21 protein-coding genes and 1 pseudogene are annotated in these 26,887 nt (G+C 44.6%); 3 read left to right on the top strand and 19 right to left on the bottom strand.

Annotation, left to right across the window (positions count from 1 at the left end; translation table 11 throughout):
* Window positions 1-107: 107 nt before the first annotated feature.
* Window positions 108-1,502, bottom strand: a complete 1,395-nt coding sequence (locus MSMTP_RS11185) for a tetratricopeptide repeat protein (protein ID WP_048179353.1) — start codon at window positions 1,500-1,502, stop codon at window positions 108-110.
* A gap of 626 nt (window positions 1,503-2,128) precedes the next feature.
* On the opposite strand from MSMTP_RS11185, the gene MSMTP_RS11190 reads away from it, so the two are divergent.
* Complete coding sequence (locus MSMTP_RS11190) at window positions 2,129-3,190, top strand: cache domain-containing protein (protein WP_048179356.1); 1,062 nt, start codon at window positions 2,129-2,131, stop codon at window positions 3,188-3,190.
* Between the two features lie 47 nt (window positions 3,191-3,237).
* Here MSMTP_RS11190 and MSMTP_RS18040 read toward each other — a convergent pair whose 3' ends face one another.
* From MSMTP_RS18040 to MSMTP_RS11245, 12 genes and pseudogenes are all read right to left on the bottom strand, one after another.
* Window positions 3,238-5,520 carry a M4 family metallopeptidase gene (locus MSMTP_RS18040; protein WP_052718382.1) on the bottom strand — a complete coding sequence of 761 codons (2,283 nt, stop codon included), beginning with the start codon at window positions 5,518-5,520 and terminating at the stop codon, window positions 3,238-3,240.
* Window positions 5,521-5,853: 333 nt separating this feature from the next.
* Window positions 5,854-6,231, bottom strand: a complete 378-nt coding sequence (locus MSMTP_RS11200; RefSeq protein WP_048179359.1) for a hypothetical protein — start codon at window positions 6,229-6,231, stop codon at window positions 5,854-5,856.
* A 216-nt stretch (window positions 6,232-6,447) separates the two neighbouring features.
* Complete coding sequence (locus MSMTP_RS19985; protein ID WP_052718383.1) at window positions 6,448-9,009, bottom strand: PKD domain-containing protein; 2,562 nt, start codon at window positions 9,007-9,009, stop codon at window positions 6,448-6,450.
* Window positions 9,002-9,610 carry a hypothetical protein gene (locus MSMTP_RS11210; RefSeq protein WP_048179361.1) on the bottom strand — a complete coding sequence of 203 codons (609 nt, stop codon included), beginning with the start codon at window positions 9,608-9,610 and terminating at the stop codon, window positions 9,002-9,004. The genes MSMTP_RS19985 and MSMTP_RS11210 overlap by 8 nt, the downstream gene beginning before the upstream one ends.
* A 679-nt stretch (window positions 9,611-10,289) precedes the next feature.
* Window positions 10,290-10,610: a hypothetical protein gene (locus tag MSMTP_RS19990; RefSeq protein ID WP_231582761.1), complete on the bottom strand. Its 321-nt coding sequence runs from the start codon at window positions 10,608-10,610 to the stop codon at window positions 10,290-10,292.
* A 49-nt stretch (window positions 10,611-10,659) separates the two neighbouring features.
* Window positions 10,660-11,286, bottom strand: coding sequence for an endonuclease/exonuclease/phosphatase family protein (locus tag MSMTP_RS19995; RefSeq protein WP_231582762.1), 627 nt, complete (start codon window positions 11,284-11,286; stop codon window positions 10,660-10,662).
* Between the two features lie 285 nt (window positions 11,287-11,571).
* On the bottom strand, window positions 11,572-13,110 hold the full coding sequence (locus MSMTP_RS11225; RefSeq protein WP_048179366.1) for an SIR2 family protein: 1,539 nt from the start codon (window positions 13,108-13,110) through the stop codon (window positions 11,572-11,574).
* Between the two features lie 141 nt (window positions 13,111-13,251).
* Window positions 13,252-13,581 (bottom strand): CU044_2847 family protein, encoded by a 330-nt coding sequence (locus MSMTP_RS18050; protein WP_052718384.1) that lies wholly within the window; start codon window positions 13,579-13,581, stop codon window positions 13,252-13,254.
* 333 nt (window positions 13,582-13,914) lie between these two features.
* Window positions 13,915-18,048, bottom strand: coding sequence for a PQQ-binding-like beta-propeller repeat protein (locus MSMTP_RS18055; protein WP_052718385.1), 4,134 nt, complete (start codon window positions 18,046-18,048; stop codon window positions 13,915-13,917).
* Window positions 18,035-18,334: a hypothetical protein gene (locus MSMTP_RS11240; RefSeq protein ID WP_048179369.1), complete on the bottom strand. Its 300-nt coding sequence runs from the start codon at window positions 18,332-18,334 to the stop codon at window positions 18,035-18,037. Before MSMTP_RS11240 ends, MSMTP_RS18055 begins: the two co-directional genes overlap by 14 nt.
* A 239-nt stretch (window positions 18,335-18,573) precedes the next feature.
* A pseudogene (locus tag MSMTP_RS20435) lies at window positions 18,574-18,714 on the bottom strand (hypothetical protein); the annotation flags it as partial.
* A gap of 238 nt (window positions 18,715-18,952) precedes the next feature.
* Window positions 18,953-19,297 carry a hypothetical protein gene (locus tag MSMTP_RS11245; protein ID WP_231582763.1) on the bottom strand — a complete coding sequence of 115 codons (345 nt, stop codon included), beginning with the start codon at window positions 19,295-19,297 and terminating at the stop codon, window positions 18,953-18,955.
* Window positions 19,298-19,584: 287 nt separating this feature from the next.
* Here MSMTP_RS11245 and MSMTP_RS11250 point away from each other — a divergent pair, with 287 nt between their 5' ends.
* A complete protein-coding gene (locus tag MSMTP_RS11250) occupies window positions 19,585-20,619 on the top strand; it encodes a class I SAM-dependent methyltransferase family protein (protein WP_048179376.1) in 1,035 nt (344 codons plus the stop codon).
* 466 nt (window positions 20,620-21,085) lie between these two features.
* On the opposite strand, the gene MSMTP_RS11255 is transcribed toward MSMTP_RS11250, so the two are convergent.
* The 4 genes from MSMTP_RS11255 to MSMTP_RS11270 form a co-directional block, all read right to left on the bottom strand.
* On the bottom strand, window positions 21,086-21,589 hold the full coding sequence (locus tag MSMTP_RS11255; RefSeq protein ID WP_231582764.1) for a hypothetical protein: 504 nt from the start codon (window positions 21,587-21,589) through the stop codon (window positions 21,086-21,088).
* A 303-nt stretch (window positions 21,590-21,892) separates the two neighbouring features.
* Window positions 21,893-22,408 (bottom strand): DUF6141 family protein, encoded by a 516-nt coding sequence (locus MSMTP_RS11260; protein WP_369799640.1) that lies wholly within the window; start codon window positions 22,406-22,408, stop codon window positions 21,893-21,895.
* Window positions 22,409-23,053: 645 nt separating this feature from the next.
* The gene (locus MSMTP_RS11265) at window positions 23,054-23,416 is read right to left on the bottom strand and encodes a carboxymuconolactone decarboxylase family protein (protein ID WP_048179381.1); all 363 of its coding nucleotides are present in this window, start codon (window positions 23,414-23,416) and stop codon (window positions 23,054-23,056) included.
* A gap of 171 nt (window positions 23,417-23,587) precedes the next feature.
* Window positions 23,588-24,055, bottom strand: coding sequence for a DUF2124 domain-containing protein (locus MSMTP_RS11270; RefSeq protein ID WP_048179384.1), 468 nt, complete (start codon window positions 24,053-24,055; stop codon window positions 23,588-23,590).
* A 258-nt stretch (window positions 24,056-24,313) separates the two neighbouring features.
* On the opposite strand from MSMTP_RS11270, the gene MSMTP_RS19310 reads away from it, so the two are divergent.
* Window positions 24,314-24,463, top strand: a complete 150-nt coding sequence (locus tag MSMTP_RS19310; protein ID WP_156153801.1) for a hypothetical protein — start codon at window positions 24,314-24,316, stop codon at window positions 24,461-24,463.
* Here the strand turns inward: MSMTP_RS19310 and mch are convergent.
* Window positions 24,450-25,415 carry a methenyltetrahydromethanopterin cyclohydrolase gene (gene mch / locus MSMTP_RS11275; protein WP_048179387.1) on the bottom strand — a complete coding sequence of 322 codons (966 nt, stop codon included), beginning with the start codon at window positions 25,413-25,415 and terminating at the stop codon, window positions 24,450-24,452. The genes MSMTP_RS19310 and mch overlap by 14 nt on opposite strands.
* A 201-nt stretch (window positions 25,416-25,616) precedes the next feature.
* The gene (locus MSMTP_RS11280) at window positions 25,617-26,813 is read right to left on the bottom strand and encodes a peptidase U32 family protein (RefSeq protein WP_048183441.1); all 1,197 of its coding nucleotides are present in this window, start codon (window positions 26,811-26,813) and stop codon (window positions 25,617-25,619) included.
* Between the last annotated feature and the right edge of the window lie 74 nt (window positions 26,814-26,887).

The following is a 26,887-nucleotide window of genomic DNA, read 5'->3' on the forward strand; positions in this document are numbered from 1 at the left end:
ACAGATGAATCATTTTAGGGGAGGCAACTCCTCTATTTTACATTTTTGGGCATTAATATTATCCTTATTGTGTCCTGGTGCTGAATGTAGGATATATGTTCTATTAATCAAGTTTCATTCATCAATTTTATGAATAACTCGTCCTTCCATAATATTTTAAAATCCTCGTCGTTTTTTGCATATTCCTTCCATTCCGGATTAACTTTTATTGCGTTTTTTAGATCATGAAGTGCCTCTTTTTTCTTTCCGTTCGTACAGTAAATACAGGCACGGTCGTAGAGTGCATCTTGGTCGTCAGGGTCTGTTTCCAAAACTGTGTTATAAACTTTTAAGGCGTCCTCAAGCCTGCCTATTATGAACAAAGATTTTCCTTTGTTAATCATTGCGTCTGCATTCTCTTGATTTATTCCCAGAGCCCTGTCATAAGCCTTCAGAGCATCTTCGTGCTTATCAAGACTGGAAAGGGAGGCCCCCAGGCCAATAAATGAGCCTTCGTGGTTTTTGTTGAGGTCGGTGGAATGTTCAAACATTTTTCTGGAACACTCATATTTTTCTTTGTTAAAATAAGCGATTCCAAGGTTGTAAAATAAACTGTAAAGAAGCTGATATTCAGATTCAGCTTTTTTTGCTTCAATACAATTTTTTGCAGAAAGTTCAAGGAATTCAAACTGCTGATTTTTTGTGTATCGAGAATACGCTTCAAGAGCTTCTGTATAATACTTTAATCCGGTCCATGTTTTTGCCTGGAGTTCTTCTTTTGAGATGTCATAAACTATCATGAAGGCAAGTTCCCGGATTTTGCTTATAATCTGGTCCCCATCACCATTTTGAATATTTTCACGGCTGGTGTCCCAATAAAAGACCTCGTTACCCTCCATCTGTGCGGTTACACGGATACCTGATTCACATTCCTGCAGATTTCCTGTGATTCGCCTCCCTGGGCCTCCCAGAGGCCACAATTGTTTGAGGATAACAGCTAAGTCTCCTACCGGTAGGTTCACCCCACCGATGCTAAATTCTCCTACACTGGATATTTTAGCTTCAAGACATTCCCTATTAGGGGTCACTTTTGGCAATATGATTTTTTCGGGGTTTATGTTGAGGTAGTCATTACAGTGAATCTGATCAATTCGGCGCAGTTCCAGAATAAGGGAATCTGAGATTATTTTTTCATTATATTTCTTTTCGGAGATATGGATGTCGAAGGGTGACACGACAATTTTTTCATCTTCTCTGGACATCCATATAATCATTTTGAACATGAAAGTTAAAAGAGTTATAGCTACAAGGAACTGAACAATAGAGAATATTAAGTCATTAATAGAGGATATTGAATTACTAGTAGAGGATATTAAGTTATTAATAGAGAATGTTGAGTTATTCGTAGGGAATGTTGATTTATTGGCAGTATCCAGTAGAAAATTCTCTCCGTAAGAGCCAGTGAGGGTCTGTTGGAATATAGGAATTGCTGATTGTGCGCTTTCAATTAATTTTTTGATCATTACTTCCTCCAGTATGACCCCCTCACTCGAAGATAAAAATACTGCCTTACATCCAGGTAAATATCACAGATTAAATATGCGTCTTATCTTAATAAAACATACAGTTGAAGGATGAAGTGAGATCTAGATTTTGTAAGCTTTTGTTCCCTTCTCCTTTCTTATTACAGGTATTGAGGCTACTGTATATCTCTTCCTCGGAGGCCGGATATCAAAAGCTTTTTGATTTCAGTCGAATTTGTTTCCTTTTACGAAATATGGAGTGGAGGCGCGAACGTACCCCGTTGCTTGCAGTGTGGTGCTCCGAAGATAACAAGTAACAGGAGCGAAGATAACAATTAATAGGGGGATCGATTCAGATGCAAATCAAAGCTGCGAGAAAAGCTCTGGATTCGTGTTAGTCCCGCTAATATATCTCCGGGGCCCTTAAAGAAGAATAAAGGCCCCGAATACATCTCTTTTTGAATATTCAATCAGGGTCTTACAAATTAATGAAAATAGCTCTTTTTTGAGAAAGTTATGCAAAAATGATTTAACTTTTTATATAACCTTATACGTATTCGGAATCAGAATTTTTGCCTTTTAGTGATCGAGTGTTAGGACTTTAAGCCGAAAAAACAGGGAAACACATGAATCTGATAAAATTTGTTTGCGGCATGCTTGCAGTCGCCCTGGTCCTGGGAATTCTTACCAGTGGAAGTCCGGATGATGGAAATCAGGACAACTCTACCTTCAGCCTGGACGGAACTGCCAGCGAAACCGGAGGAGATTCCCGGGCAGAAGAAATGGAAACAGAAGACCCGGGAGAAAGGTATGATTCCGGAGAGGGCATGGAGGCAGATATTGCTTCGACAGAGCCTGCAGCTTCGGAACCTGAACTGCCGGGAACTCTGATGTTCGGCGAAGGAAAAAGCGATATGGCAGGCCAGCAAAGGTACATCGAAGCCAGGGTAAAAGCCACAGCCGGGCTTATCGAGGAAGAAGGGGATAAAATATTTCCGGATTTCAGAGAAGAAGGCACTTCCTGGTTCCACCATGACTTCTATGTCTTTGTCTGGAAAACCGACGGGACGGCTGTTGTCTATCCCCCGGACAGCAGCATGGAAGGGCAAGACCTGAAAGAGCTTCAGGACTCCACCGGGAAACCCATAGGAGAACTTTTCATTGAAACCGCCCTTAGCGGGGAGAGGGAAGGCTGGGTGGACTACTATTGGCCAAAACCCGGGGAAGACGAGCCTGTCTTGAAGTATTCCTTTATCAGGAAGGTTAACAGGGACGGACAGGACTACCTTGTCGGAGCAGGTTTTTACGCGGATGACTACCTTATTTCCAGAAACCTCGATGAATGCAAAGTCCTCTCCCGCGACGGAGGCATCTACGTTTCCGAGCTCTTACACCCGGAAAACTTTGACAGGGAACTCGATCTGGACTACAGCATCGCTCATTCCATCATCGAACCCGGGGAAAACAATGCCCCCCACCTGATGAGCAACCCTGAAGTCTACTACATACTCGAAGGGGGGGGAGTGATCTATATAGATGGGGTCCCGGTAAAACTCCGGCCCGGACAGCTGGTGTACATCCCTGAAGATTCTATCCAGTGCACTTACAACACGGGAAACACAAGCCTTGAGTTCCTGGCAATAAACCAGCCTGCCTGGGACGAGGATAAAGAAGAGATTTTCGACTGAATGACAAACAAGAAAGTGAAAAACAAAGCCAAAAAGCGGGAATGTCTTCATTCATAGACGATGCACATCCCCCAGCTGTCCAGGGTGCCGGTGTCCCTCTCTGCCAGGTCAAAAACTTTCAGGGTCCAGGTGCCTTTCATTTCTTTGCTGACGGCTGCCTGTAAATCTTCATCCCATTTGGTGCTGCATACTTTTTTGATTTCCCTTCTGCTGTACCCGGTCCTGTTGTGCAGCATCAGTTTCTTCCCTGAAGGCATGAGAAGGATTACCCTGAGGTCCCCGATCCAGGGATGGGTGATTCCAAGAGAGACGTCCAGGTTTACAATCTTCCCGGGCCTTTCAATATAGATCTGGCTTTCGATGCCCTTCGAATCGTTATCGGGAATTTCCTGCCACAGGAAAAGTTCTCTCCGGAGCTCTTTCTTTTCGGCTTTCTGGACCAGAAACTTAAGCCCCCAGCCGACCAGGGAACCAGCGTGGTCCCTGGCGTGGTCCGCGACCCACAAGCGCCATTTCCCGTGAACTCGCTCACCAATGCAGGTCCTGAGCTTCGGGGCTGAGCCCAGGTTGTATGTTCTGGATATGTTTTTCCCAGGGAGTCCTTTCCGGTCATGCAGGACAACCGTTCCCCCGGCAGGGGTGAGAAGAGTAATCCTCAGGTCCCTTGTATAAGGATGTTCGATGTTCACCTTCACCCGGATGTCTTTTACCAGCCCCTCCTCCTCGACATCAATAGCACTCAGGACTCCTTCCGGATGCAGGTCAGGGATAGGGACCGGAGTTTCGGGAGATACTTCCCCTTTGACTATGAGCAGGGCTCCTGAGGGCTGCCCGAGCCCCACTGCAGCCCAGGCATTCTTGATTGCGGCGTATTCGGCTCCCTCTTCCCCGTAGAGCTGACGGCAGGCATTCAACTGGGCATACCGGGCTTCCCTGAAAGTCCACCTGCTCAGGGTTGCACTGCAGAGGTATGCGGTCAGGGCGAGATAGTAGATCTGCTCAGCTTTTTTACGGGCAATTCCCTCGACACTGATTCCGTAATGCGTCCCCCCGGCTATGATCAGGTATGCAAGCTTGTTGGGGATCCCGCTGTTTAGATGGACGTAACCACTGTCGTTTTTGTACTGATCGGGCAGTTCCCCGGAAGTGAGCTTCATGTAGTTATCCATGTGGTCGATCTGCCCGTATTTCGGGGGGTCCGAGAGGTCACGCAGGGCATCCCCCTCATAAAAGGGAGTGTAGACCCCTTCCCCGATTTCCCATTCCTCTATTTTTCCTCTGTTTGAGATCAGGACCGCAAAGACGTCTGCAAAGGACTCGTCCAGGGCTCCAGCTTCTTCACTGTACACGAACTTTGCAGTATAGGCAGCCAGGGCATGGGTCAGTTCATGGGCAACGATATCCAAGGCAAAAGCAAGGGGGAGCCACCTGTACCCGTCTCCGTCCCCGAAAACGAGCTGTTTGTAATGGTCGCTCCAGAAAGCGTTATTGAAATTCTTTTGGAAATGGACGGTGGACACAAGGGGCGAGCCCCGGTTATCATAACTGTCCCTTCCGAACCTGTGCTTAAAATACCAGTATACTGTTGCCATATTATCATGGGCTGCCCGGGCTACCTCGTCAGGGCCGGCCTGTCCGTCTTCAAGCAGCAGTTCTCCGGGAAGGACTTCCTTATTGTGCCCGGAATACGTTTTTCTCGAAAGGGCAGCCCTGATCTGGGAAAATTTGTACCGCAGTTCCCCGGTATGGGCATCGATAAAATAGAACCTGCCTGCCAGACCTTTTGAAGAAAGGGATTCGACCTGCCAGACCAGGTGCACCTGCTCTTCCCTATCCCTGTACAGCATCAGCCTGGTACTGAGGATAACGGTTCCTTTTCCGGGGCCAATGTCTTCAAAAACGGTTTTCACAGCATCGGGTTCTCCGATATTCGGCTCCAGGGAAACGGAAAGCTCCATCAGCCGAAAATCCTTGTATGCAATGACCTCTCCTGCAGGATTTATGTGAACCTGTACAGACCCCTCAAATACGGGGACCCCGCTTAAAAGCTGGAGGAAAACGACATGAAAAAAGCCCATAAAGTCGGTCTCCAGGACTACAAGTTCCAGTTTTTCATCAAATCCCTCCTGCCTCTCCAGAAGCTCCCGGGATTCTTCAAGGAAGCGGCGGGCAATACTCTCCGGGCTGTCGGGGGATGGCCTCGAAAGCGTCCCCTTGATGAACTTTGGGAATTTCCCCAGGGAATCCCAGAAAATTTTACATTCCGGGTCGAGATCCATCAACTTTGCCACAGCCATTGCCTGCTTTTCGCTCAGTTCCAGTACTCCCATGCATCCCCCGGAGCCCTTTGAATCCCCTGATACAGTCTGTTATTCTTTCTTCCCTCAGGCCTTCAATCCGTTAATCAATCAGTACGTCAGTCAATTAGTAAGTCACTATAGTCCCGAACGTAAACATTTACACTTACATTATAACCACGGAAGACGCGGAAAGCACGGAAGGATTGTGCCCCTATTTCCTTTATTCCGTGTTTTCCGGGCTTTATGTGGTTAAACTTTCACTTGAGATTGGTTAAAGAATTTAAGTCCTTGAATATAAATCAGTAAATCGGTAAGTCACTAAATCTGGAAGTCACTAAATCGGCAATTTTGTCAGCCAGCCAATCAGTCCGGAGGCATAACCTCCATGAGTATCGTCCAACACACCGAAAAAAAGACTACGAAATAGAAAACAACCACCAGAAACCTGTCAATGAGTTCGACTCTCTGCACGATTCGAATCCAGAGAAGCGAAAAGAAAACTGCTGAGACGTAGACCAGAGGAGAAGTCCACCCGAAAAAAGTAAAGACCAGGTAGAGCTGCAAAAGCGCAAAAAAACCCATCCCTGCCGGGAAGCAGAGATACACGGAAAACATGCCTGCAAAGTCCGCCCCAACCGTATAAAGGAGGTGCGGGACAAGCGATAAAGATACGAAAACCAGAAACTGCCAGCTCTTCAGAGTCTCCTTTAAGGTGAGCTGCTTTCTCCTCCTGCTTATCATTTTCTCCCCATGGATTTTATGAGCTACTCGTATATTTCGGTTACTGTCATGAGTGATGAAAGCAGAAAACCGCCCAAAAAACAAATAAAAAATTGAGTGTTCTGAAAACCGAGAAAAGATCCAGAAGAGATACTTAGATTTAATGAAAAAGAGGGTAAGAAAGGAAAACGGACCCACCTGTCACATTGCCACTGAAATTTGCAACAGGGAGTACGTTCAGTACTGGAGTGGGCCTATGAACTGCCCGAAGGCAATAGGATTGCTTTCTAAAGGAACATTATCTATTACAGTGTTGTTTTCTGTATCAATTACAGAGATATTTTTGCTTTTATAGTTCGCCACGTATACCATTTTTCCATCCGGCGTGACTGCAACTCCTTTAGGACAGCTGCCGACAGGCACCCTGGCTGTAACAGTGTTTGTAGCTGTGTCAATTACAGAGACGTTGTTGCTGCCATAGTTCGCCACATATACCTCTTTTCCATCCGGCGTGACTGCAACCCCCCTGGGACGGCTTCCAACAGGCACATTATCTGTAACAGTGCTTGTGGCTGTATCAATTACAGAGACGTTGTTGCTTTCAGAGTTCGCCACATATACCTCTTTTCCATCCGGCGTGACTGCAACTCCCTCAGGACAGCTGCCGACAGGCACCGTGGATGTAACAGTGTTTGTGGCTGTATCAATTACAGAGACGTTATCGCTCCGGTGGTTCGCCACATATACCTTTGTTCCTGCCTGGTTGACTGCAACTCCCCAGGGATAGCTGCCGACAGGCACCGTGGCTATAACCTTATTTGTAGCTGTATCAATTACAGAGACGTTGTTGCTTTCAGAGTTTGCCACATACACAATTGTTCCTGCCTGGCTGATTGCAACTCCCCAGGGATAGCTGCCGACAGGCACCGTGGCTATAACCTTGTTTGTAGCTGTGTCAATTACGGAGACGTTATCGCCCCGGTGGTTCACTACATATACTTTTTTTCCGTCCGGTGCGACTGCAACTCCCCAGGGACAGTTTCCTACAGGCACAGTGGCTGTAACATTGTTTGTGGAGGTGTTAATTACAGAGACGTTGTTGCTTTCAGAGTTAGTGATATATAAGGCATATGGCTTGTCGGGGTCGGAAGTGTCGGGAAATTTCTGAACGGTTATTGTGGCATGTGTTGAATTTGTACCGTTTTTATTGATTGCTGTCAGGTTAACGTTATAGATTCCTGCTGTAGAGTAGGTATGCATTGGATTCTGCTCGGTTGAAGGAGCATTGTCTCCAAAGTCCCAGTTCCATTCTGTTGCATTTTCAGAGAGGTCTGTAAACTGTACAGAAAGGGGAGTATAACCCTGTGTGACATTGCTGCTGAAGTTCGAAACAGGAAGGACGGAAGGAGGCGGAGGAGGTTTCGAAACGGTTATTGTGGCATTCTTTGAATCTGTATATATTCCATTGGTTACAGTTAGCGTAACGTTATAGCTTCCTGCTGTAGAGTAAGTGTGCGTTGGATTCTGCTCGGGTGAATTCGCTTTGTCTCCAAAGTCCCAGTTCCATTCTTTTACATTTTCAGATAGGTCTGTAAACTGCACAGAAAGAGGATTACCCTGCGTGACATTGCTGATGAAATTTGCAACAGGAAGGACGGAAGGACGCGGAGGACGCGGAGGACGCGGAGGACGCAGAGGAGGTTTCGAAACGGTTATTGTGGCATTCTTTGAATCTGTATATATTCCATTGGTTACAGTTAGCGTAACGTTATAGTTTCCTGCTGTAGAGTAAGTGTGCGTTGGATTCTGCTCGGGTGAATTCGCTTTGTCTCCAAAGTCCCAGTTCCATTCTGTTGCATTTTCAGATAGGTCTGTAAACTGCACAGAAAGAGGATTACCCTGCGTGACATTGCTGATGAAATTTGCAACAGGAAGGACGGAAGGAGGCGGAGGCGGAGGCGGTTTCTGAACGGTTATGTTGGCAAGTTTTGAATCTGTACCGTTTGCATTGGATACTGTCAGGTTAACGGTATAGTTTCCTGCTGTAGAGTAAGTATGCGTTGTATTCTTCCAGGTTGTATTCTTCCAGGTTGTATTCTTCCAGGTTGTATTCGTTCCGTCTCCAAAGTCCCAATTCCATCCTGTTGCATTTTCAGATAGATCTGTAAACTGTACAGGAAAGGGAACATAACCATCGGTGACATTGATACTGAAATTTGCGACAGGTATTTCTGTTTGTTCGGGAATTGATATTATTTTTCCTTGTTTGGGAACTGTTATTATTTTTCTTTGTTCGAGAACGGTTATTGCATCAAGAAATGTTATTGAATCAATATTTGAATCTATACTTTTTCCAGGGGAGATCGGGCTGACTGGATCGGGGTTTACATCATAACTTACCATGGAAAAGCCGACCATGGCCAATAGTGCTATACAAACTACGACCGCCAGGATCACTCTAGGAGCTGGCCAGAATAAGATCTTTGTCAAGTCCTTACTATAAGTAGCCTCATAAACCGACTGTAAATTCTCCGTCCAGGACTCAGAAACATTTTCCTGTGGGGTATCATTAACCGACTTTATAGTATTTTCCAGTGCATTTTTAAAGTAAGGATCGTTCTCAAAATATTGTTCCAGCTGATCATCTGACATATTTTTAATCTTGGCTTCGAATATCTTTTTCTGGCTTTCTGTTAGGCTTTTCATCAGTTTCTTGGTTGACTCCCTGACTACATTGCTGACAGCAGTCTGGGTGAAAACTTTTACACTAACCTTTACATCCGGTTTAATGTCACTCATGATCAACCCTTTTGTTATCGAGTTTACAATCAATCTCTTTGCAGATCCTTTCCTCACACACTTTTAGATTCTTATTCAGGTCCTTGTTGAACTCATCCTGCAGGCAGTCGAAAAAGCTTCTAAATACCACGTCGGTAGGGAAATTTTTTCTCATACTTCCACAGGCATCCCCAACACACACTTTAATCGTTTTAGCCGAAGCGTCGACACAGCCTTTTAACTCAGAGGCAGACCTTTTATCCAGCTCGATATCAGCATCCCTTATTTCCTCGACTGCCTTATTACATGCCTTCTCCATTTTCTGCTTAAAAGAAGGGCCAATCTTCGCCCTGTATTCGTTACTGACGGTCTGCTTAATCGCGATGCAGACAGCCTCGTCTGAAGCGATCTCGCAGGCATTTTCCAGAATCCTCTCCAGGCATTTCACATCGAGATTATCGAATCCCGCAGTCCTGGACTCACTGACACCGGCTACGAATCCCTTCTTTATCCCTTCCCTGAGCCCCTCGTTGAAACCCTCATCCATGCCTTCGAGGATGTCCTTAACCACCGTTTCGTAACTGCGGCAATAATTATCCAAAGAAGCCTCTATCTCCGTCAAAGTATAACCCCCACATTATGAAATTATAATTTATTATAGGAAGGAATTGGACCTTTTGAATGAGTTATTAATTAATATTGAAAACCGAGCACAATCCAGTGTTTGTAAATGTTGAGATTCTTATGCTTGTGGTTTTCAGTGACTACCCCCCGCAAACCATCAGTAACTAGCCTTTAGACACCTCACTTCTTCCTTAACCTCATTCAATTCGATCTCAAGACACTCTATATGGTCAATAATGGCCTCTGGATTAGAGGGATATGAATAGGATTCCATCACGTCCCATACAAAACACGAAACGAATGATTTTTATGAATTTTTATATTGGCAATATGAAAATAACCAGTATTTAGTGTAGCAGAAAAATAAATTCGGAGCAAGGTAACTGAATAAATTACAGAAAATGAAAAATAGATTACGAATATAATTTTGAAATGTAAAAGGTAAAAAGAAAAGCAGAAGACAGGCCATTCGAAAATGGTATTCCTTATTTGATACGGAGTCAAGGTTTCAAAAAAACACTGAAGCCTGAGAAAAAATATAATCGGGATTAAAAAACCATTGACAAACTTCTTATTGACAAGATTCCTATTGACAAACTTCATCCCTCAATCCGGTTCCAGACTCTCAGGCAAAGGATCATCCAAACAAGATATGCAAAATCTTCCGGGGAGCTTAATTAACCGAAATCAGACAGTTCGAATTCCGCAATCACCGGCGCATGGTCAGATTCCGGAAACTTCTTTTCTGTCGCAAAAGCGATCGATTCGTCGTGCAGCAGCTCATTATGCACCTCAGAACCCTTATAGTGCGCCAGCATGCTTCTCGACACCAGCAGGTGGTCAAGCATCCTCCCCCTTCCCCGGTGGTAAAGCGAAAAACGGGCGGATTCGGAGATGCTCATTTCACATGGCAGCATGACACGCTTTGCCAGCCCACCGTTGCCAGTATTTTCTACCTGCCCCCGGGGCTTCCACAGGCACCTCATCGAAGTCCGCATTGAAGTCCCCGCAAACTACGATCCAGGCGGCTTCGTCTTCATCGAATAGCTAATCAATCAGCATCCGGGTTTCCAGGGCCTGCCCGACTCTTTTCACGGAAGAAAGGAAGAAGCCCTCGGCCCAGCCGGAGGCAGTCTTCCAGGTGAACCGGTCCAGCTTCTGGCCCTCTATGTCCGTGGGTAACCTTGACTTTAAATGGAGGTTGATGACGTCAAGTGTCCGGTCCCCAAAGCTGACCCGGGCATGAAGGATCGGCCTCTCCCAGCTTACTTTTTTGGCTTTTTGTTCTTCCCCTCCGGTCGTCTCCGCTGTTACTATCCTGTAATGCGGGGCAGGAGCATAATAGTGCCTGTACTGGTGGTGCTCCTGAATCTCATAGCGGCTTAAGATTACAAGATTGCGTTCATCACAGACCTCTGCCCCATCTCCGGTCATAGTAGATACCCTGTGGAAACCTGCATATGGGGTATCCCGGAGAAGGGAGTCCAGAGCCAGCAGTCGGCGAGGGTGCCCTGCCTCTTCCTGCCCGTTGACCTCCTGAAGGCAGAGGATGTCGGCATTGAGCCGGAGCAGTTGCGTGCGAATTACGGAAATGCGTTCTTCCAGTGTCGGCTTCTGGACGGGCTTATCGTCAAGGTTTTCCAGGTTAAAGGTTGCTATGCGTAGTTTACTCAAGATAGTACCTCCTGAAGCTTTACAATAATTTTAGATCACAGGGAATGGGAAAACAAATAACCTGTAGTAATCAAAAAGAGGTTTCAATTATGACCTGCGGGGTGCTATAAAAAGAATTTTGAAATTCATCATCGAATATCGAATGTTTTAGGAATAATTGAAATACAACTTCAAGCTTTCACTTATGGAATTGCTCTATAATTCCATTTCCTCAAATACTCATCAAAGACAATTTTCATTTTTTCCTTGAATTTTTCACTTACTTTTCTAGCCGTGACATAAACTTTATCGTTGATAGATTAAAACCGGCGTTAGATGCCCTGGAATACCATGTAGTTGGATTTGTACACACCCAAATCTATATGCATCTTCAATGCTACGCCCTCCTCCTAATGCCTGGTAAAAACCAATAGCGAAGGCGATAGCAGCTTCATCGCCGATTGCCTGGTTCATGCCAATGACATATTTGATGTGTTTAGCGATGGCTTTTGCCTGAATCTCTGCGTAACAAGCGTTCAATATTACACAATTCACCTGACCGCTAAATTGTTCAAACAATGCAGCCAACGCATCAGGCTCGATTGGGTGGGTTTTCCCTGCCAGATCCTCAAAGCACAACGCACCGGTAGGTGTGCCATGACCGGAAAAATGGACTATTTGAGGCCGTGCATCGAGCAAAGCCTGGGATATATCTGATGGGCGAACCGACAACTGTGGCAATTCTAACATAAAGTTATCCCGAAGTCTGGCCAATTTCAGTTTTTCTTTGATCTCACGAAATTCTTCACCAAGCCGCAGGCGAGATGCATCAGTGGGATCGGCTGCTAAGAAGAGTATCGAAACCTTATCGGCTTCTTCTTTTGCCTGACCTGGTCGCTTATACTCCTTTTTAAGCCGGTCAATATTTGCCGTATCGGCCTCTTTTTTTATGGTAGCACGATTGAAAGCCTCCCATCTTGTTTTCAATTCTGCGGCAAATTCGTGGCAATCGTGCCAGTATACCTGGATACGAAGATTTTCAAAATAACGATCCAGATATTTCTGAACATTTTCTCTTTGAGTATCAGGAACATTCCCTGGCACAAGCTGCACGGATATGTGCTTTCTACCAATACTTCTTCCTAAGTATCCGGCAAGAATCCGGGAAAGAACACGGAAATCCCAATCAGTTATCTTGTAGCCTAGAAGAAGAAGAGATGTGCCTGTAAATGCCTCCTGAATACGCGGAGGAAGCAGGTTTTGTTCCATTGAAATGGCAACAAGGAAGTCCAGATAGTCGTCCTCTGTTAAAACCAGCGACTCTGGTTTTTTATAGTAGCCGTGAAGATGAAATACTAAAGGTTTTTCAGGAGTGGGGTCGAAGTCTGATGACGTCGGTTTGCGTTGCACGAGGTATTCATTCCACCGACATATTTCCTGGATTGGTTCTTTGTTACGGCTTTTAAGAGCCCGCACCATAAGGTCATCGTAAGTTGTGGTAATATAAACTGGCAGTGGGAGATCGGCCAGCACTCCGTGAATTTCATCAGGAGTTTCGAAGTATGTTGGTGTGACTTCTTCTGACAGTTTAGTGATTTCATTACAAATTTCATCCCTTGGAAACATCTCGTCTTCTTCAGTCACAGCCACAAACTGAGCCACCCGTGTCAAGTCATCCGAGTCTTCCATTGGGTAGTCGTACTCTTCTGCCCATTCATTTGCAATCTGGGAACTAACAGAAATATTTTCAGAACATGTCCCAGATCCAAGAAAAGGAGTACACTTCCCATTCTTGATTCTCCGAAGAAGAAGGTCCCAATCCTTCTCTCCCAGCATCTTTGGCATTACTAACACCCTCCACAAAGTTAAATTTTCTTCTCAATTTTTCCAGTTTTTATTCTCCCCACTCGTTGAACCGGTCCATTATTTTAGAAGCAGATTAAAAATCAGGGCACGGAATGGAAACGTTTTCAATTCTTCCCTTTTTCAACTCTTCCAGGTCAAAGTCACATTAAAGTTAGCACCCGTACCCGCTGCTATAAACATACCGGCTTTTAAATCCATTGAAATGCCAAAAGAAACTCGAACTTCTTCCGGTTTCTTACTGAGGTCTTTTAGCCTATCAAGTATAGTATTTGCAACCGGCTTTACAATAATACCAAGCGATTCTTCAAATGTCTGATTTGTGATATCCACAATCTCATGAGGTGCAGATGGACGTGAAACACGAACCGTTTCCCCTTCCTCTTCAGTCTCTTCTGCTTCTATTAATACAGTGCTGCCGTCTTCCAGAGTAAATTTTACAAGGCGTGTCATAGAAAATCAAAACTTGGAATGTTTATTACATAAGTGGCATTTTTATTGAATAATTAAAATATACTTATTAATATAGAGAGAATGGTTATTGAATTGATAAGAAAAAGACGTCAGAATTACAGATAAAAAGAATAGTTGTTTTGAATGGATTGAAAATAATTGCTTAGTTAGAAAGTAACAAGGACTAAAAGAGAAACATCAAGCCTGAATGTTATTTTTCAATAGCAAATGTTTGTAAATTTTAGAGATGTACTTTAACATTTAGGGGATTAATGAAAGCTACCCACTCGAAACAGCGAAGAGCCCGAGAATTTTTGTCCCTGTTAGTTTTTATTATGGCAAATTTGGAAATGTCTCGCGATAAGACTCATCACCCATACACTTACACCATATATCTTCCGGTATGTTCCGAGTTAAACGACTGCTGGATTCGTTTATAAGCTCCTCTGTATCACATATTCTCCACAATCTTGCGGTGTAATCATTTGTCGTTGCGATATATTTTCCATCAGGACTGAAGACAACATCATTTACTATATTACAATTATGTTCCAGAACAGAAATTTGTTCACCTGTAGATACATTCCATACGCATGCTGTATAGTCAAGACTCGCTGTAGCGACACATTTTCCATCAGGACTGAAGACAACATCAATTACCGAACCATAATGTTCCAGAGGGTCACAAATTTCTTTACCTGTATCTGCATTCCATAAGCATGCTGTATAGTTACGACTCGCTGTAGCGACATATTTTCCATCAGGACTGAATACAGCTTTATACACCGGACTAGTGTGGTTCAGAACAGCAGTTTCTTCACCTGTAGATGCGTTCCATATGCGTGCTGTGGAGTCATCACTAGCTGTAGCGATGTATTTTCCACAAGGACTGAAGACAACATTATTTACACAACTATTATGATTATTCAGAACAGCAGTTTCTTTACCTGTAGATGCATTCCATACGCGTGCTGTATTGTCAACATATCCCCAACTCGCTGTAGCAACATATTTTCCATCAGGACTGAAGACAATATCATACACCCCAAGGCTATTGTCCAGAACAGAAACTAGTTTACCTGTAGCTGCATCCCATACACCAGCAGTATTATCCTCACTTGCCGTTGCGATATATCTTCCGTCAGGACTGAATACCGTTTTATACACTGGACTAGTATGGTTCAGAACAGAAATTTCTTCACCTGTAGATACGTTCCATACACATGCTGTGTTGTCAGCACTTGCCGTAGCGACATATTTTCCATCAGAACTAAAATTAACATCATTTACACAACCATAATGGTCGAGAACAAGAACTGATTTACCTGTAGATACATTCCATATGCGTGATGTGTTGTCAGCACTCGCCGTAGCGACATATTTTCCATCAGGACTGAAGACAACATCATTTACCCAATCATTATGGTTGAGAGTAGAAGTGTCTGTAGATACAATGCGTGATGTATTGTCAGCACTTGCCGTAGCGACATATTTTCCATCAGGACTGAAAACAACATTATTTACCAAATCATTATGATATAGAATATAAATTACTTTACCTGTATCTGCATCCCATATGCGTGCTGTGGAGTCATCACTCGCCGTAGCAATATAATTTCCATCAGGACTGAAAACAACATCATTTACCCAACCATTGTGTTCCAAAGGAGGAAGAATTTCTTCACCTGTAGATACATTCCATACGCGTGCTGTGTTATCTGCACTCGCCGTAGCAATATATTTTCCATCAGGACTGAAGACAACATCATTTACCCAACCATTATGGTTCAGAGTGAAATTTTCATTGCCTGTAGATACATCCCATACCTTTGCTGTGTAGCCATTACTCACCGTTGCAATATATTTTCCATCAGGACTGAATACAGCATTATTTATCGAACCATTATGGTACAGAACAGCAATTTCTTCCCCTGTAGATGCGTTCCACAAACGTGCTGTGCAGTTCAAACTTGTGTAGTCCAAATTCGTTGTGTCCAAATTCATTGCTTCCAAGCTCATTGGGCAACTCATTGTAGCTACGTATTTTCCATCAGGACTGAAGACAGCATTATACACCAGATCAGTATGATTCAGAACAGCAGTTTCTTCCCCTGTAGATGCGTCCCATAAACTTGCTTTCCAGTCCAAACTCTTCGGGTCCAGACCCATTGGGTCCAAACTCACTGTAGCCCACATGACGTATTTTCCATCAGGACTGAATACAGCATTATAAACATAATTATAATGGTTCGGAACATCAGTTCCTTCACCTGTGAATGCGTTCCATAAACTTGCTTTCAAGTCCGAATTTATTGTAGCTACGTATTTTCCATCAGGACTTAATACGACATTATTCACCGAACTAGTATGGTTCAGAACAGAAACTGATTTACCTGTAGCTGCATCCCATACGCGTGATGTGTTGTCAGCACTCGCAGTTGCGATATATCTTTCATCTGGACTGAAGACAACATTATTTATCGAACCATTATGGTTCAGAACAGAAATTGTACCTGTAGCTGCATCCCATACGCGTGATGTGTTGTCAGCACTCGCAGTTGCGATATATCTTCCATCAGGACTGAAGACAACATTATTTATCGAACCATTATGGTTCAGAACAACAACTTTATGAGGTATGAATGATAGCCCGTAACGTATTAACTGTTCAGCCTCCGATGTTCTACTAATTCGAAATGATTCGATAGCAATAAGAATACCTATATCTCGAGTATCATAAAATTTTAGGAACTTAATGGCTGGTGTATTTAAACTTAAAGCAAAAGCTTCTCTCTCCTTTTCTTTAGCACGCCGTTTCGCACTACTGGCTTTTTTTCTCTGTTCTTCAGCAAGCTGTTTCTCCTCCTCAGCTATTTTTGCTTGTTCTTCAGCTATTTTTGCCTGTTCTTCAGCATGCTGTTTCTCCTCATTAGCTATTATTGTCTGTTCATCAGCACGCTGTTTCTCCTCATTAGCTATTATTGTCTGTTCTTCAGCACGCTGTTTCTGCATCTCGGCTATTTTTGTCTGTTCTTCAGCATGCTGTTTCTCTTCATTAGCTATTTTTGCCTGTTCTTCGGAGTTAATCCATTGAAAGGCTGCAAATCCAGCTAGAAGAAGAAAAATAAGGGAATAGACTCCAATTCTTTTAATTTTGCGGCGCAGTATCCTTTCTTTTTCAGCCCGCTTTTTCTCTGCCACCCGTTCTTTTTCAGCCCATTCTCTCTCCAGCCGCTCTTTCTCTGCTCGTTCCTTCTCTTCCCTTTTTTTCTCTGCCAGTTCATCATTAAAAACCTTGTTAGAAGATAGTATAGGTTCGATAAACCTGTCGTGTGTCAGTTCATACCAGCGCGCACCTGCCCGCCACTCTGCTCTGATAAGGTGCATGCTTTCAAGCACATCAATGGCTGTATTGGGAACACCTAAAGTGGACTCCGGAGCGCGGTACACCATCCCTCGAGTCTCCATCGCCGTTATCAGCACTTCACCGCATAATGTGCGTAGCCCCTCCTCGTCAATGCCTGCCTTCGCTGCAGCTGCCCTTATAGCCTCTTCGTAAAATCTGTAAAGTTCCTGTTTTACATTGCCATAGGTTTTCAGGTGCTGAAACGTTATTTCCCTTTCATCCGGCGGTAACTCCCGCCAGAGGTTCTGGCATACTACCTGAAGTTGCACGGCCTCTATGTATTCTCCTGTGACCTCAGCGGTCTCCCCCGGGATTGTCTCAACTCGAATCTTCAGCAAATCATCGACAAGCTTTTCTGCCACGCCTTCTGCAAAAAAGCGGCCAGTGTCTTTCAAAGGCTCTTTGATTGCCAGCTGGGCAGCCTCACTGCGCAGACGCTCCATGCGAAAACGCGTCCGCAACCTTTCGGGCAGAAGATATGCATAAGGGTCTAGCCGAGCTATGAAATCCTCCCGCATGACAAAAACAACCCTTAGAAGGGGATCTGCTTTCAAAGCAGCACTTACCTGATCAAAGAAAACCTCCCTATCTTTCCACCTGCCCTGATATGAAGAGAAGATTTCCTCGAACTGATCGAAGATGATTACGCGGGGTAAAGGCATACCATCTTTATCCTGCATACGCCCCTGTCCATTTAAAAAATCAACAAATTTCATTTTAGCCAGGAGCTCAACATCATACGCACCTTCAGCCCAGCTTGTGAGAGTATTAAAGACATATATGTTCGAAATCTCGTCAGTTCCTATATTTTCAAAAATTGTGCCTTTAACTCGCGCCACCGGGAAAACTTCAAACTGGTTTTCCTCAAGGAGAGGAATAAGCCCTGCATTGATAAGTGAAGTCTTACCTGCACCCGACTGGGCATAGACGAGGACCAGATTATGTGCAATGACCAGGGAAAGGAGATCGCGAGCTTCACGGTCTCTTCCGAAAAAAATGGGTTTATCTTCCTGTTCAAAAGGTCGAGGGCCCACGTAAGCCTGGAATTCAGGTACCACCATTGAAAGCCTCCCATCGCGTTCTCAATTCTGCGGCAAATTCGCGGCAATCTTGCCAGTATACCTGGATATAAAGATCCGCAAAATAGCGATCCGGATATTTCTGAGCTTTTTCTTTTTGGGCCTCAGAAACATCCTCTGTTAGAACCAGTGACGCTGGTATTTCATAGCAGCCATGGAGGTGACATACCAAAGGTTTTTCATGAGTAGGGGTGAAGTCTGATGACGTTGGTTTGTGTTGCATGAGGTATTCGTTCCACCTGAACAAATGTTCTTTCAACTCTATCACCACATTTTCTCCGTTCAATATTTAATGGAATATTTAGAGGCTGTCTTAAAATTCAAACCATTTCCCCAATTGGATAATGAGCAACATTAATTTCAAATTCAGATCATAAATTCTCTGAAATTCAGGTACACATTGACCTTAAGGCATCACTTTCTCCCTTCGGACTATACACACTCGAAGTAAAAATAGAGTACAGTAAACATTAAATCCTACCGTTTTTCGGTTCAAATACATGAGTCCTATCCCAGTAAAAAATTTATTATCTTTTCATCAACCCTGATACGGCTGGATATAAGAGATCTTATCTCTCCTGGCTCTTTACCTATTTCAGACCCTTCAAGAGCGATAAGATGATTTTTAACCAGGGGAAATGTGAAGGAAAAGTATACCCTTAAGTTGTGAGAGTATGGAGCCTCAGTTCCCTGCCAGTTATCAGGCTTTCTTTCTTTTTTTCCTTAATTTTTTACCTATTGCCCCAATTTCCTCTAATCCGGCTCCGGATGAGATATTCGTTCTGCTCCCGAATTCCTAACTTCTCTGGAGGATGTTTATTTCATTTTCCGAGACATAGAGCCCCATGAACTCATCCACGGGCCTCGGAGAATCTGCCTTCAGCTTTTATTTTGATCTCACATCAGAAACCCCTACATCCTTATTAGCCAGGCTTCCGGCATTTATTTCCAGAACTTCCCGGTAAGCCTTTATTAGGATTTCAGAATCCGGGAGGTTGCCCCTCGACTTGAGCCGATCCACCTCAAGCAGAAACTTAGCTACATTTTCAGGAGGCAGATTTTTTTCCGCAAACCTCGCCGCCAGAATTTTCAGCTCTTTTCTGGAAGAATATTTCTTTGGCTTTTTTTCATCAACAAAGTTGAAGATAACCCCACAAGTCCCGTGACCGATAGTTCTGGTGGAAGGATTTGCCGAAGTTTTAATATAATCTTTAAATGTTTCCCTTCCCACCAGTTCACCACATTCGCATATGATTATTTGACCAAACCCCCCCGGTGAATAGAATAAGAAAAAAGCAAAAAATAAAGAAACTCAACCTGAAATCTAGAGTTCCCACTGACTGCGGAAGTTGTCATCGCCCCATCGCTCGCTCCCGAATAGTCCTCCAGCCAGAAGTTTTATGGAAATATAGGAGAGATATAGATTCACAATTATATATGTATTCTTATGTAAATAATTTGAAGAATAATATGCTAACAAAAAACATTAATCAGATGCCTGATATCCTATTCATTCCTATGTACAGAGCCATCCGTGTTCCGGTCGAAAAGGGAGAAGAAACCCGCCTGAAGGTTTTAGCCTCAGGGCTTCTCGACCAAACCCGAAAAATCCGGAAAGTCCGGACAGAAGAAGGAACTTTCCTGGAAATCCCGATAACGGAAGCCGCAGGCGACAGGATTAGGGACTTTTCCATCATCAACCAGAAAAACCCCGAATTCCTGAAAAAGCCTGCATCCCTGAAAGAATACCTCGCAGACACCTTAAGCGAAACAGAGCTTGAACATGTCCCCTCCAGCTGGCATGTCCTCGGAGACATTATCATCGTCAGCATCCCCGAAATCCTTGAAGGCAAAAAAAATCCTATTGCAAAAGCCCTCCTTACCATGTACCCGAAATGCAAAAGCGTAGTCAGGGACATGGGAATCGAAGGGCAGTTCCGCCAGCCGAAAAGGGAACTTCTCCTCGGAACCTCCACGGAAACCATCCACAAGGAACACGGCTGCCTCTTCAAGCAGGACGTAACGAAAGTGATGTACTCCAAAGGCAACCTGGACGAGAGAAAGCGGATGAGCAAACTCGGGCAGGGAGAAGTTGTAGTGGACATGTTTGCGGGAATAGGCTACTTTTCAATTCCCATGGCAGTCCATACGCGGCCGGAAAAAATCTACTCGATTGAAATAAACCCCGAGTCCTTTTCCTACCTTAAAGAAAACATAAGGTTGAACCACGTCGAAGACATCATCTTTCCCCTCAGGGGGGACTGCGCCGAGGTCGCTCCCGGGGGAGAAGCCGACAGGGTTCTCATGGGCTATGTGAGAACAACACACCACTACCTGCTCCCGGCAATAAATGCTCTCAAGAAAAGCGGGGGGATTTTGCATTACCACGAAACAGTACCCGAAAAGCTTGCGGAAGAAAGGCCTGAAGCGAGGATCAGGGAAGCCACCGAAACCCTGGGGAAAAAAGTGGAGATACTGGGGCTCAGGAGGATAAAAAAATACTCTCCAGGAGTGCTGCATGTGGTCGTGGATGCCAGGATATATGAAGCTTAAGTGAATTTTGGTGCTCATTCATTGCTTGGAAGGGAAATATTTCATTTGGACCCGTTAAACCGTTTTTCATAAATTAGATATTAAAGGGTGCCTCCGCCAGCTTGCCTGGCGGCCCTCGCCAAAAAGAAACAAAATAACCGAATAAAAAAGACATTGGATAGATTATTTACAGATTGTATTTACTTTTGTTTTATTTCTAATATTGCCATTTTTTCAGGCTACTTTTAATTTTCTTCATTTTTATTCTGGAAAGGCCGGAATCCTTCGGCTTCCGGAAACAAGAACGACGTGAGACGACAAGTTCCGGTTGTTTGGGACCATAATCAAAAACTTAGACCAAAAAGTTATTTTTTATTCAATGATATAAACCGAATAAATTAGGACGACCTGACAGTTCATATTGGATTCTCATATTTGGGTGAGAATTGGATATCTTAACGGGAAAGAGAACTCACCTATCCCGGGCTTACTCTCCAGGGCTGAACCTGTACCTTATGCCCCTGGGTCCTACCGGGGAACCTGTCCTGACATACACGTTCATGTCGATTATTTTATCGTAAATTCTTCGCCTGTGCACAATCGGCCACCAGCCGTAGAGGAAAATATGCACTGGCTCCCACATGGCAACCCAGCCTATGATAAGGAGACCCTCGGAAACCAGGGTATTTAACAGGCTTTCTTCAAAAGCGGAAAGCAACCGGATTAAAACCAGACAGAGGAAAAGGAAGAAGAGGGCAATGAACAGGTTTCTTCTCCCCCGCTTGAGAAGCCTTTTCAGATCAATTTCATTGAGAGTCTTTTTGTAAGCAAAGTGGTTTTTGATCGCTTTTTTAATTGCAAGCTGGACTTCCTCGCTGATTTCGGAAGGAGGAAAATAGATCATTATTTCAAGGGGTTTTTTCAGAGGGAATTCCTCCACTGCATTGTAAATGTATTCATCTGCACCGGCATCAAGCTCCCTTTCGTGCAACGGAGCAGGATCAAAGGGATCGTAAAGCTCCAGCAGTTTATGGAGTTCAAGCTCAATTACCAGTTTTCCCGCATGCTCCCTATAAAGGGCTTCCGTACCCTGCGCTGAAAAATTATTTTCCCCGGTTATTTTTTACCCCCTTCTTCCGGGCTATTTATTAAATAAAGCCAAATGCCCCTTTTCAATATTGAGCGGGGAAAGATATAATTCTGTTTATCAGCCTTCGCATACCCGGGCACATCCCCTGTTCTTCTCATTAACCCGGAAAAATTACAATGACCATTTTTCAGTACTGCATCTTTTTCAGTACTGAGCCGCAGCCTGCTGGATTGCCCTGCAGAGTTCATCGGGTTTTCTGGAACTGATCAGCATTTTTTCCCCGGAAATCAGCTTCAGAATTACGACCGGACTGACCTTCTGCTGAGGAGTTTTTGATTTATCGGCTTCTCCTCCTTTGAAGGACTCATAAGCCTGGATTTTACATTCCTCCACGATATAATAGGGGATTTTTTTAAAGGAGAAGTTAAGGGGAACAAAACGGATGTATATTCCATCCATCCTGACTTCTGTAATGTGCTTTGTGTAGTATAACATAAAGGGAAAAAACACCCCGAAGACAAACCAGAGAATGTTAAGGTAAAGGTCGGGGACGTTCTGGACACCGGAAGGTTTTACTAAGACATAGCGCTGAACCTGGATATACCAGAGGAGAAAGGCAGGATAAAGGACAAAAATCCAGAAGATATTGTTGTGCAGGTTCTGGACCTCGCGAAAGATTACACCTGTTTTCTGCTGCTCCGTAGAAATCCCTCTTAAAATTGTTTATTTTTTCTATGAGAAAGGGAACATTATATGCGTTCATAAGCATTCCGGAAAAAACGCTAATTAAATAAAAAGGCAGAATCTAAAAATGGGGTGATATTCAGGAAATTCACTGGAATCTTAAAAGAAAGACTTATCAATTATTATTTAAAATCAAAAAAGGCTTTTCCTGGCTAAAATTCAATTAAAAAGTCAGAAATATTCTTAAAATAAATAATAAAAAACTAAAAAATCCTTAAATCAAAAAAAATGTATTAAATGATTTTAAAATAGTCATATGCCAGAATAAAATACGGAATGATTTATTCAAAGTATAATAAACTCTAAAAGAAATAAAGGATTATTAAAAGGACTTATTTACTAATTGAAACAGGGAATTTCAAGGGGAAAAAAGGAATGTTAACCTCGTTTTCTCCGGATTATGTTCTTCTTTGTAACAACATGCCCTGCCGTACCGCTGCTGCAGGTTTTTCATGGATCTGGGAGCCGATCATCCCCACGCTGAACATTGGAACTTTCTGGCTGTCACACGTAAATACTCCCGTAAGAAAAATTCAGAAAAATGTTAAAAGGTTGAAAAAGACCAAAAAGGCTGAAAAAAAGCAATTGGAACGGGAAAAAGGAGTGATTAAGAAAAGAAGGTTATTCAAAACCCAGCCTTTCCATCTCCTTGAGCACAACGGCACTGAAATCCGTAAAGTTCTGGATTCCACCTGTCCAGGCTGCCATCATCATGGCATCCATGATTTCGGCTTTTGTTGCTTCAAATTTCTTGAGCCTCGAAAGGATCTTGACCGCACTCTCCGTGTTGTTGTTTGAGCAGGCGACCGTGAAGACCAGGATGTGCTTGTTCTTCAGGGAAAGTCCGCCTTCCCTATCAGCCCAGATGGCTTTGTAAAAACCTGCGAGACCTTCGGCAAAGTCCTCGTTCATGTCTCTGGCGTACTTGATGGCTCTGGGCATGAAACCCTTAAGCGTCTTGATTTCTTCGATATTCTTCCCCATAATTATCAACCTGTAATTCGTTTGAATAGGATATAATATTTATCGTAAATTATATACCTATTCCCTTCCAGGGATCAGAAAAGCTGATTATTAAGCGGGAAAAATTTGAAATTCCTTTTAATATTTTCAGATTGTTTCTTTTCATGGATTGCTTCTTTTTCACATTATCCTTCAGACTTCCATGACCTTAATATCCAGGTCAGCGTTGATAATGTAGTCAAAGGCAATTACTTCTTCCCATTTCTGCTGCGAGAACATCGACTGGAAGCAGACACCTATGACCTTCCCGTTTTCCTTTCCGTTGAGGATTCTCCCGACCAGCTCGTTTGCCTTTTCCGCCTCAACCCCGATCTTCGGCATGGCAAGCCCGCCAAGGAGGACCACGGTATCGGCTGAGGGGTCAGTGGAGTCTCCTAACTGCATGCCCTGCTTGGTCATTAAAAGTGTTTTTGCGCTTTCAAAGTCCAGGTTCGGGATAAAAGCCAGCTGTTTGTTCCGGACCACGAATCCGATGAGTTCGGCAAAGGGGGTGCAGAACCCAGGGGTCCCGACGAACGTTATCTTTTCCGAATCTTCAACAAGAGCCCTGAACCCATTCAGGATCCCGCCTACGCCCTGACCTGTATTTATCACCTGCATTTTTTACACCTCTTTAAAATAAACCATTAAGATAAGCAATACACTTGAAAATTCGTACTTTATGCATTTGAAAATTCGTACAGCTAAGAAGTGCGTTTTTGTATTCAAACGCCCGTTTTTTAAATTCTGAAAACTCGCGAAATTGTACGAATGATCTGCATACTTTTTATGAATTCTAAGTTGGATTGGGGGAACGTCTTTAAATAAGTACTGTTAACGGCGTTTTCCCGGACTGATTCGAGAAAAAAGGAGAAAGAAATGAGCAAGAAAAAAAAGTGGGGACGAAGAGGAGAAAATAGATCAGGCAAAACAAAAAAAAGGAAAAAAGAGGAAACGAAGAGACCAGAAAAGAAAAACAAAAAAGGAAAAAAGTTAGGAAAAAGGGCAGTTGCCCTTAGAGCTGCTTGATCCCGAAGGACTCGAGCAGGATGTCGGGATAAAGCCCGCCGCAGGAAACGGTCTTTGTGCTGTTGAGATCGTTTACGGTAAGCCTGGCAGGGGCAAACATGCCTGCGTCAACCTTGAAGAAGTCGAAGCCTGCTTCCTTGAAGGTCTTATAGAAGGGCTTTCCGAAATCACCGGAGGTTGTGGAGGGGGCTTTCCTTACAAAGTCCTCGAGTTCTGAAAGTTCACCATCGAATTCTACGGTGTAGTTGGTCTCACCGCAGTAGATCACACAGTCGTTGGTTGAACCCATGCACTGTACATCGTTTCCGACGATCGGGGCGATTGGGGCGGTTCCATACCCACTCTTAATGCAGTTGATGTCAAAGCCGATGGATTCGAGCTTGTGGATCCCGGTTTCTACCACACGGGCAGAGATCTGGACCGAGCCTGCGATGGAAGCGGTGGGGGCAACGGCGATCATTACGTTTTCGGGGTCTACGCTGCAGTGCTTGGCGATGTACTCCACGACCTTCTCATCAGGAAGTTTGTCGGATTCCAGGACCAGAACCGCAGCTTCGAAATCATCTTCGTACCCGATTTCCTCGTAGAGCTCTTTTGGCTTCAAGCCGAGTGCCCGGGCAGGCCCGGAACCCATTGCGAAGTAGTCGCCTACGGAAATTCTCCAGCCTGCGTACTGGGAAGCCATGCAGGCAATGACAGGGTTGTCGCTTGCTACCTGGATGGCAGGCCACTTGATCCCGTTCAGGTCGAAGGTGCTGTACCTGAGGTCGGCAAGGTCGGCAAGGCAGAGCCTTGACAGGTACATGCCTGCCTCATACCCGCCTTCCGCGTTGACCCCACAGTCAATGATTGTGGCGCCGTTTTCGAGCTTGACAACTTCCGCTTTTATGTCTTCGACCCAGTCGAGCATCTCTTCGATGACGTATGATCCCATTTCGTTGACGCTTATCAAATTATCACCTTTACATTTTCCGGCCTGTAACCGGAAACCTAGAATATTATTTTGAATCCATCAAAGGTTGGTTCGCCCGGGGAAGGACAAAGCATCCGGGCAATGGATTGCTAAACCGAGTTAGATATTTTGAATTATCCCTGCGATTTGCTACCGTGATAAGGGAGAATCCAATATATAGATACTGTTGTATTATTTTTTTCACATAATATATATTCGGTCGTTTTCCCGGACCTTCCCTTCCACGGAAAGCCCCACTTCATCCCCCTTTTCAGCCCTGTCCAGAAGCAGGCCTTCTTTTTTCACGGACCGGACCTGCTGCCTGAGATAGGTTGTGCTCCCCTCTATAAGGATTTCATCCCCCACAGCAAGCCCTTCCTCGAGGAGCCTGACAGCCGCAGCCCCGGCTTTAGGGTAATAGTTCGTAACGATTCCCGCTGCCCTGCGCTTATTCTCCGAGGCGTTCATGCCTTTTTCAGGGGAAAAGCCTTCCAGCCCGGGGACCCCGAAGTAAAAGCCCGTGGAAAAGCCCCTGTTGTAGACCGAAGCGAGTTCCCGGGTCCAGGCTTCAACCTTTTCAGGGGTATAGTCGCCCTTTTCGTACGCAGCAATAGCTTCCCTGTAGCAGCGGGAAACCGTTTCAAGATAGCCGGGGTCCCGGAGCCGTCCCTCGACCTTGAAAGCCGAGATGCCTGCCTCGACCAATTCCGGGACGTGCCCTATCATGCAGAGGTCTTTTGCGCTGAGGAGGTACTTTCCCCGGCTTTCTGCTACGATCCCGTTTTCCCCGTGCAGTTCCCATTCCCAGCGGCAGGGCTGGGTGCACTCCCCACAGTTCCCGGATTTGCCCAGGATGTAAGCCGAAAGGTGGCACCTGCCCGAGACCGCCATGCACATGGCGCCGTGGACAAAAGCCTCGATTTCCACTTCCGAATTCTCCCGGACCTTCCGGATCTCTTCCAGGGAAAGTTCCCTTGAGAGCACGATCCGCTTTGCCCCAAGGCCCCTGTAAAACTCCGCAGTCTCATGGTTTGTGACATTAGCCTGGGTTGAAATGTGGACCGGAAGCCCCGCTTTTCCTGCCCTGAGGATTACCGCAGGGTCCCAGGCAATAATTGCATCAACTCCCGCATCGGATGCTGCTTCGACCACCTCCGAAGCTTCCCCTATTCTTTCCTCATTTACGGTGGAGTTTACTGCCAGGTAAGCCCGAAGCCCCCTTGCCCGGACTTCTTCAGTGAAGGCTCCCAGGTTCTCCAGGGTGATCTCCCTTGCCCGCGCCCGCAGGCTCAGCCGGTCCGTTGAAAAATAAACGGCGTCTGCATACCGGGCACATGCCTCAAGCCCTGCAAGGTTCCTGACTCCCATAATGAGTTCGGGTCCTGAATTATTAATCACAAGCTTTCTCTGCATAGGAATGTGAAATGCCACACCTTTCATTTAAAAATATCTTTGTATAAGTGCTACGATTT

Origin of the sequence: Methanosarcina sp. MTP4 (genome assembly GCF_000970045.1) — an archaeon.
In the GTDB taxonomy this organism is placed as follows: Archaea; Halobacteriota; Methanosarcinia; order Methanosarcinales; family Methanosarcinaceae; genus MTP4.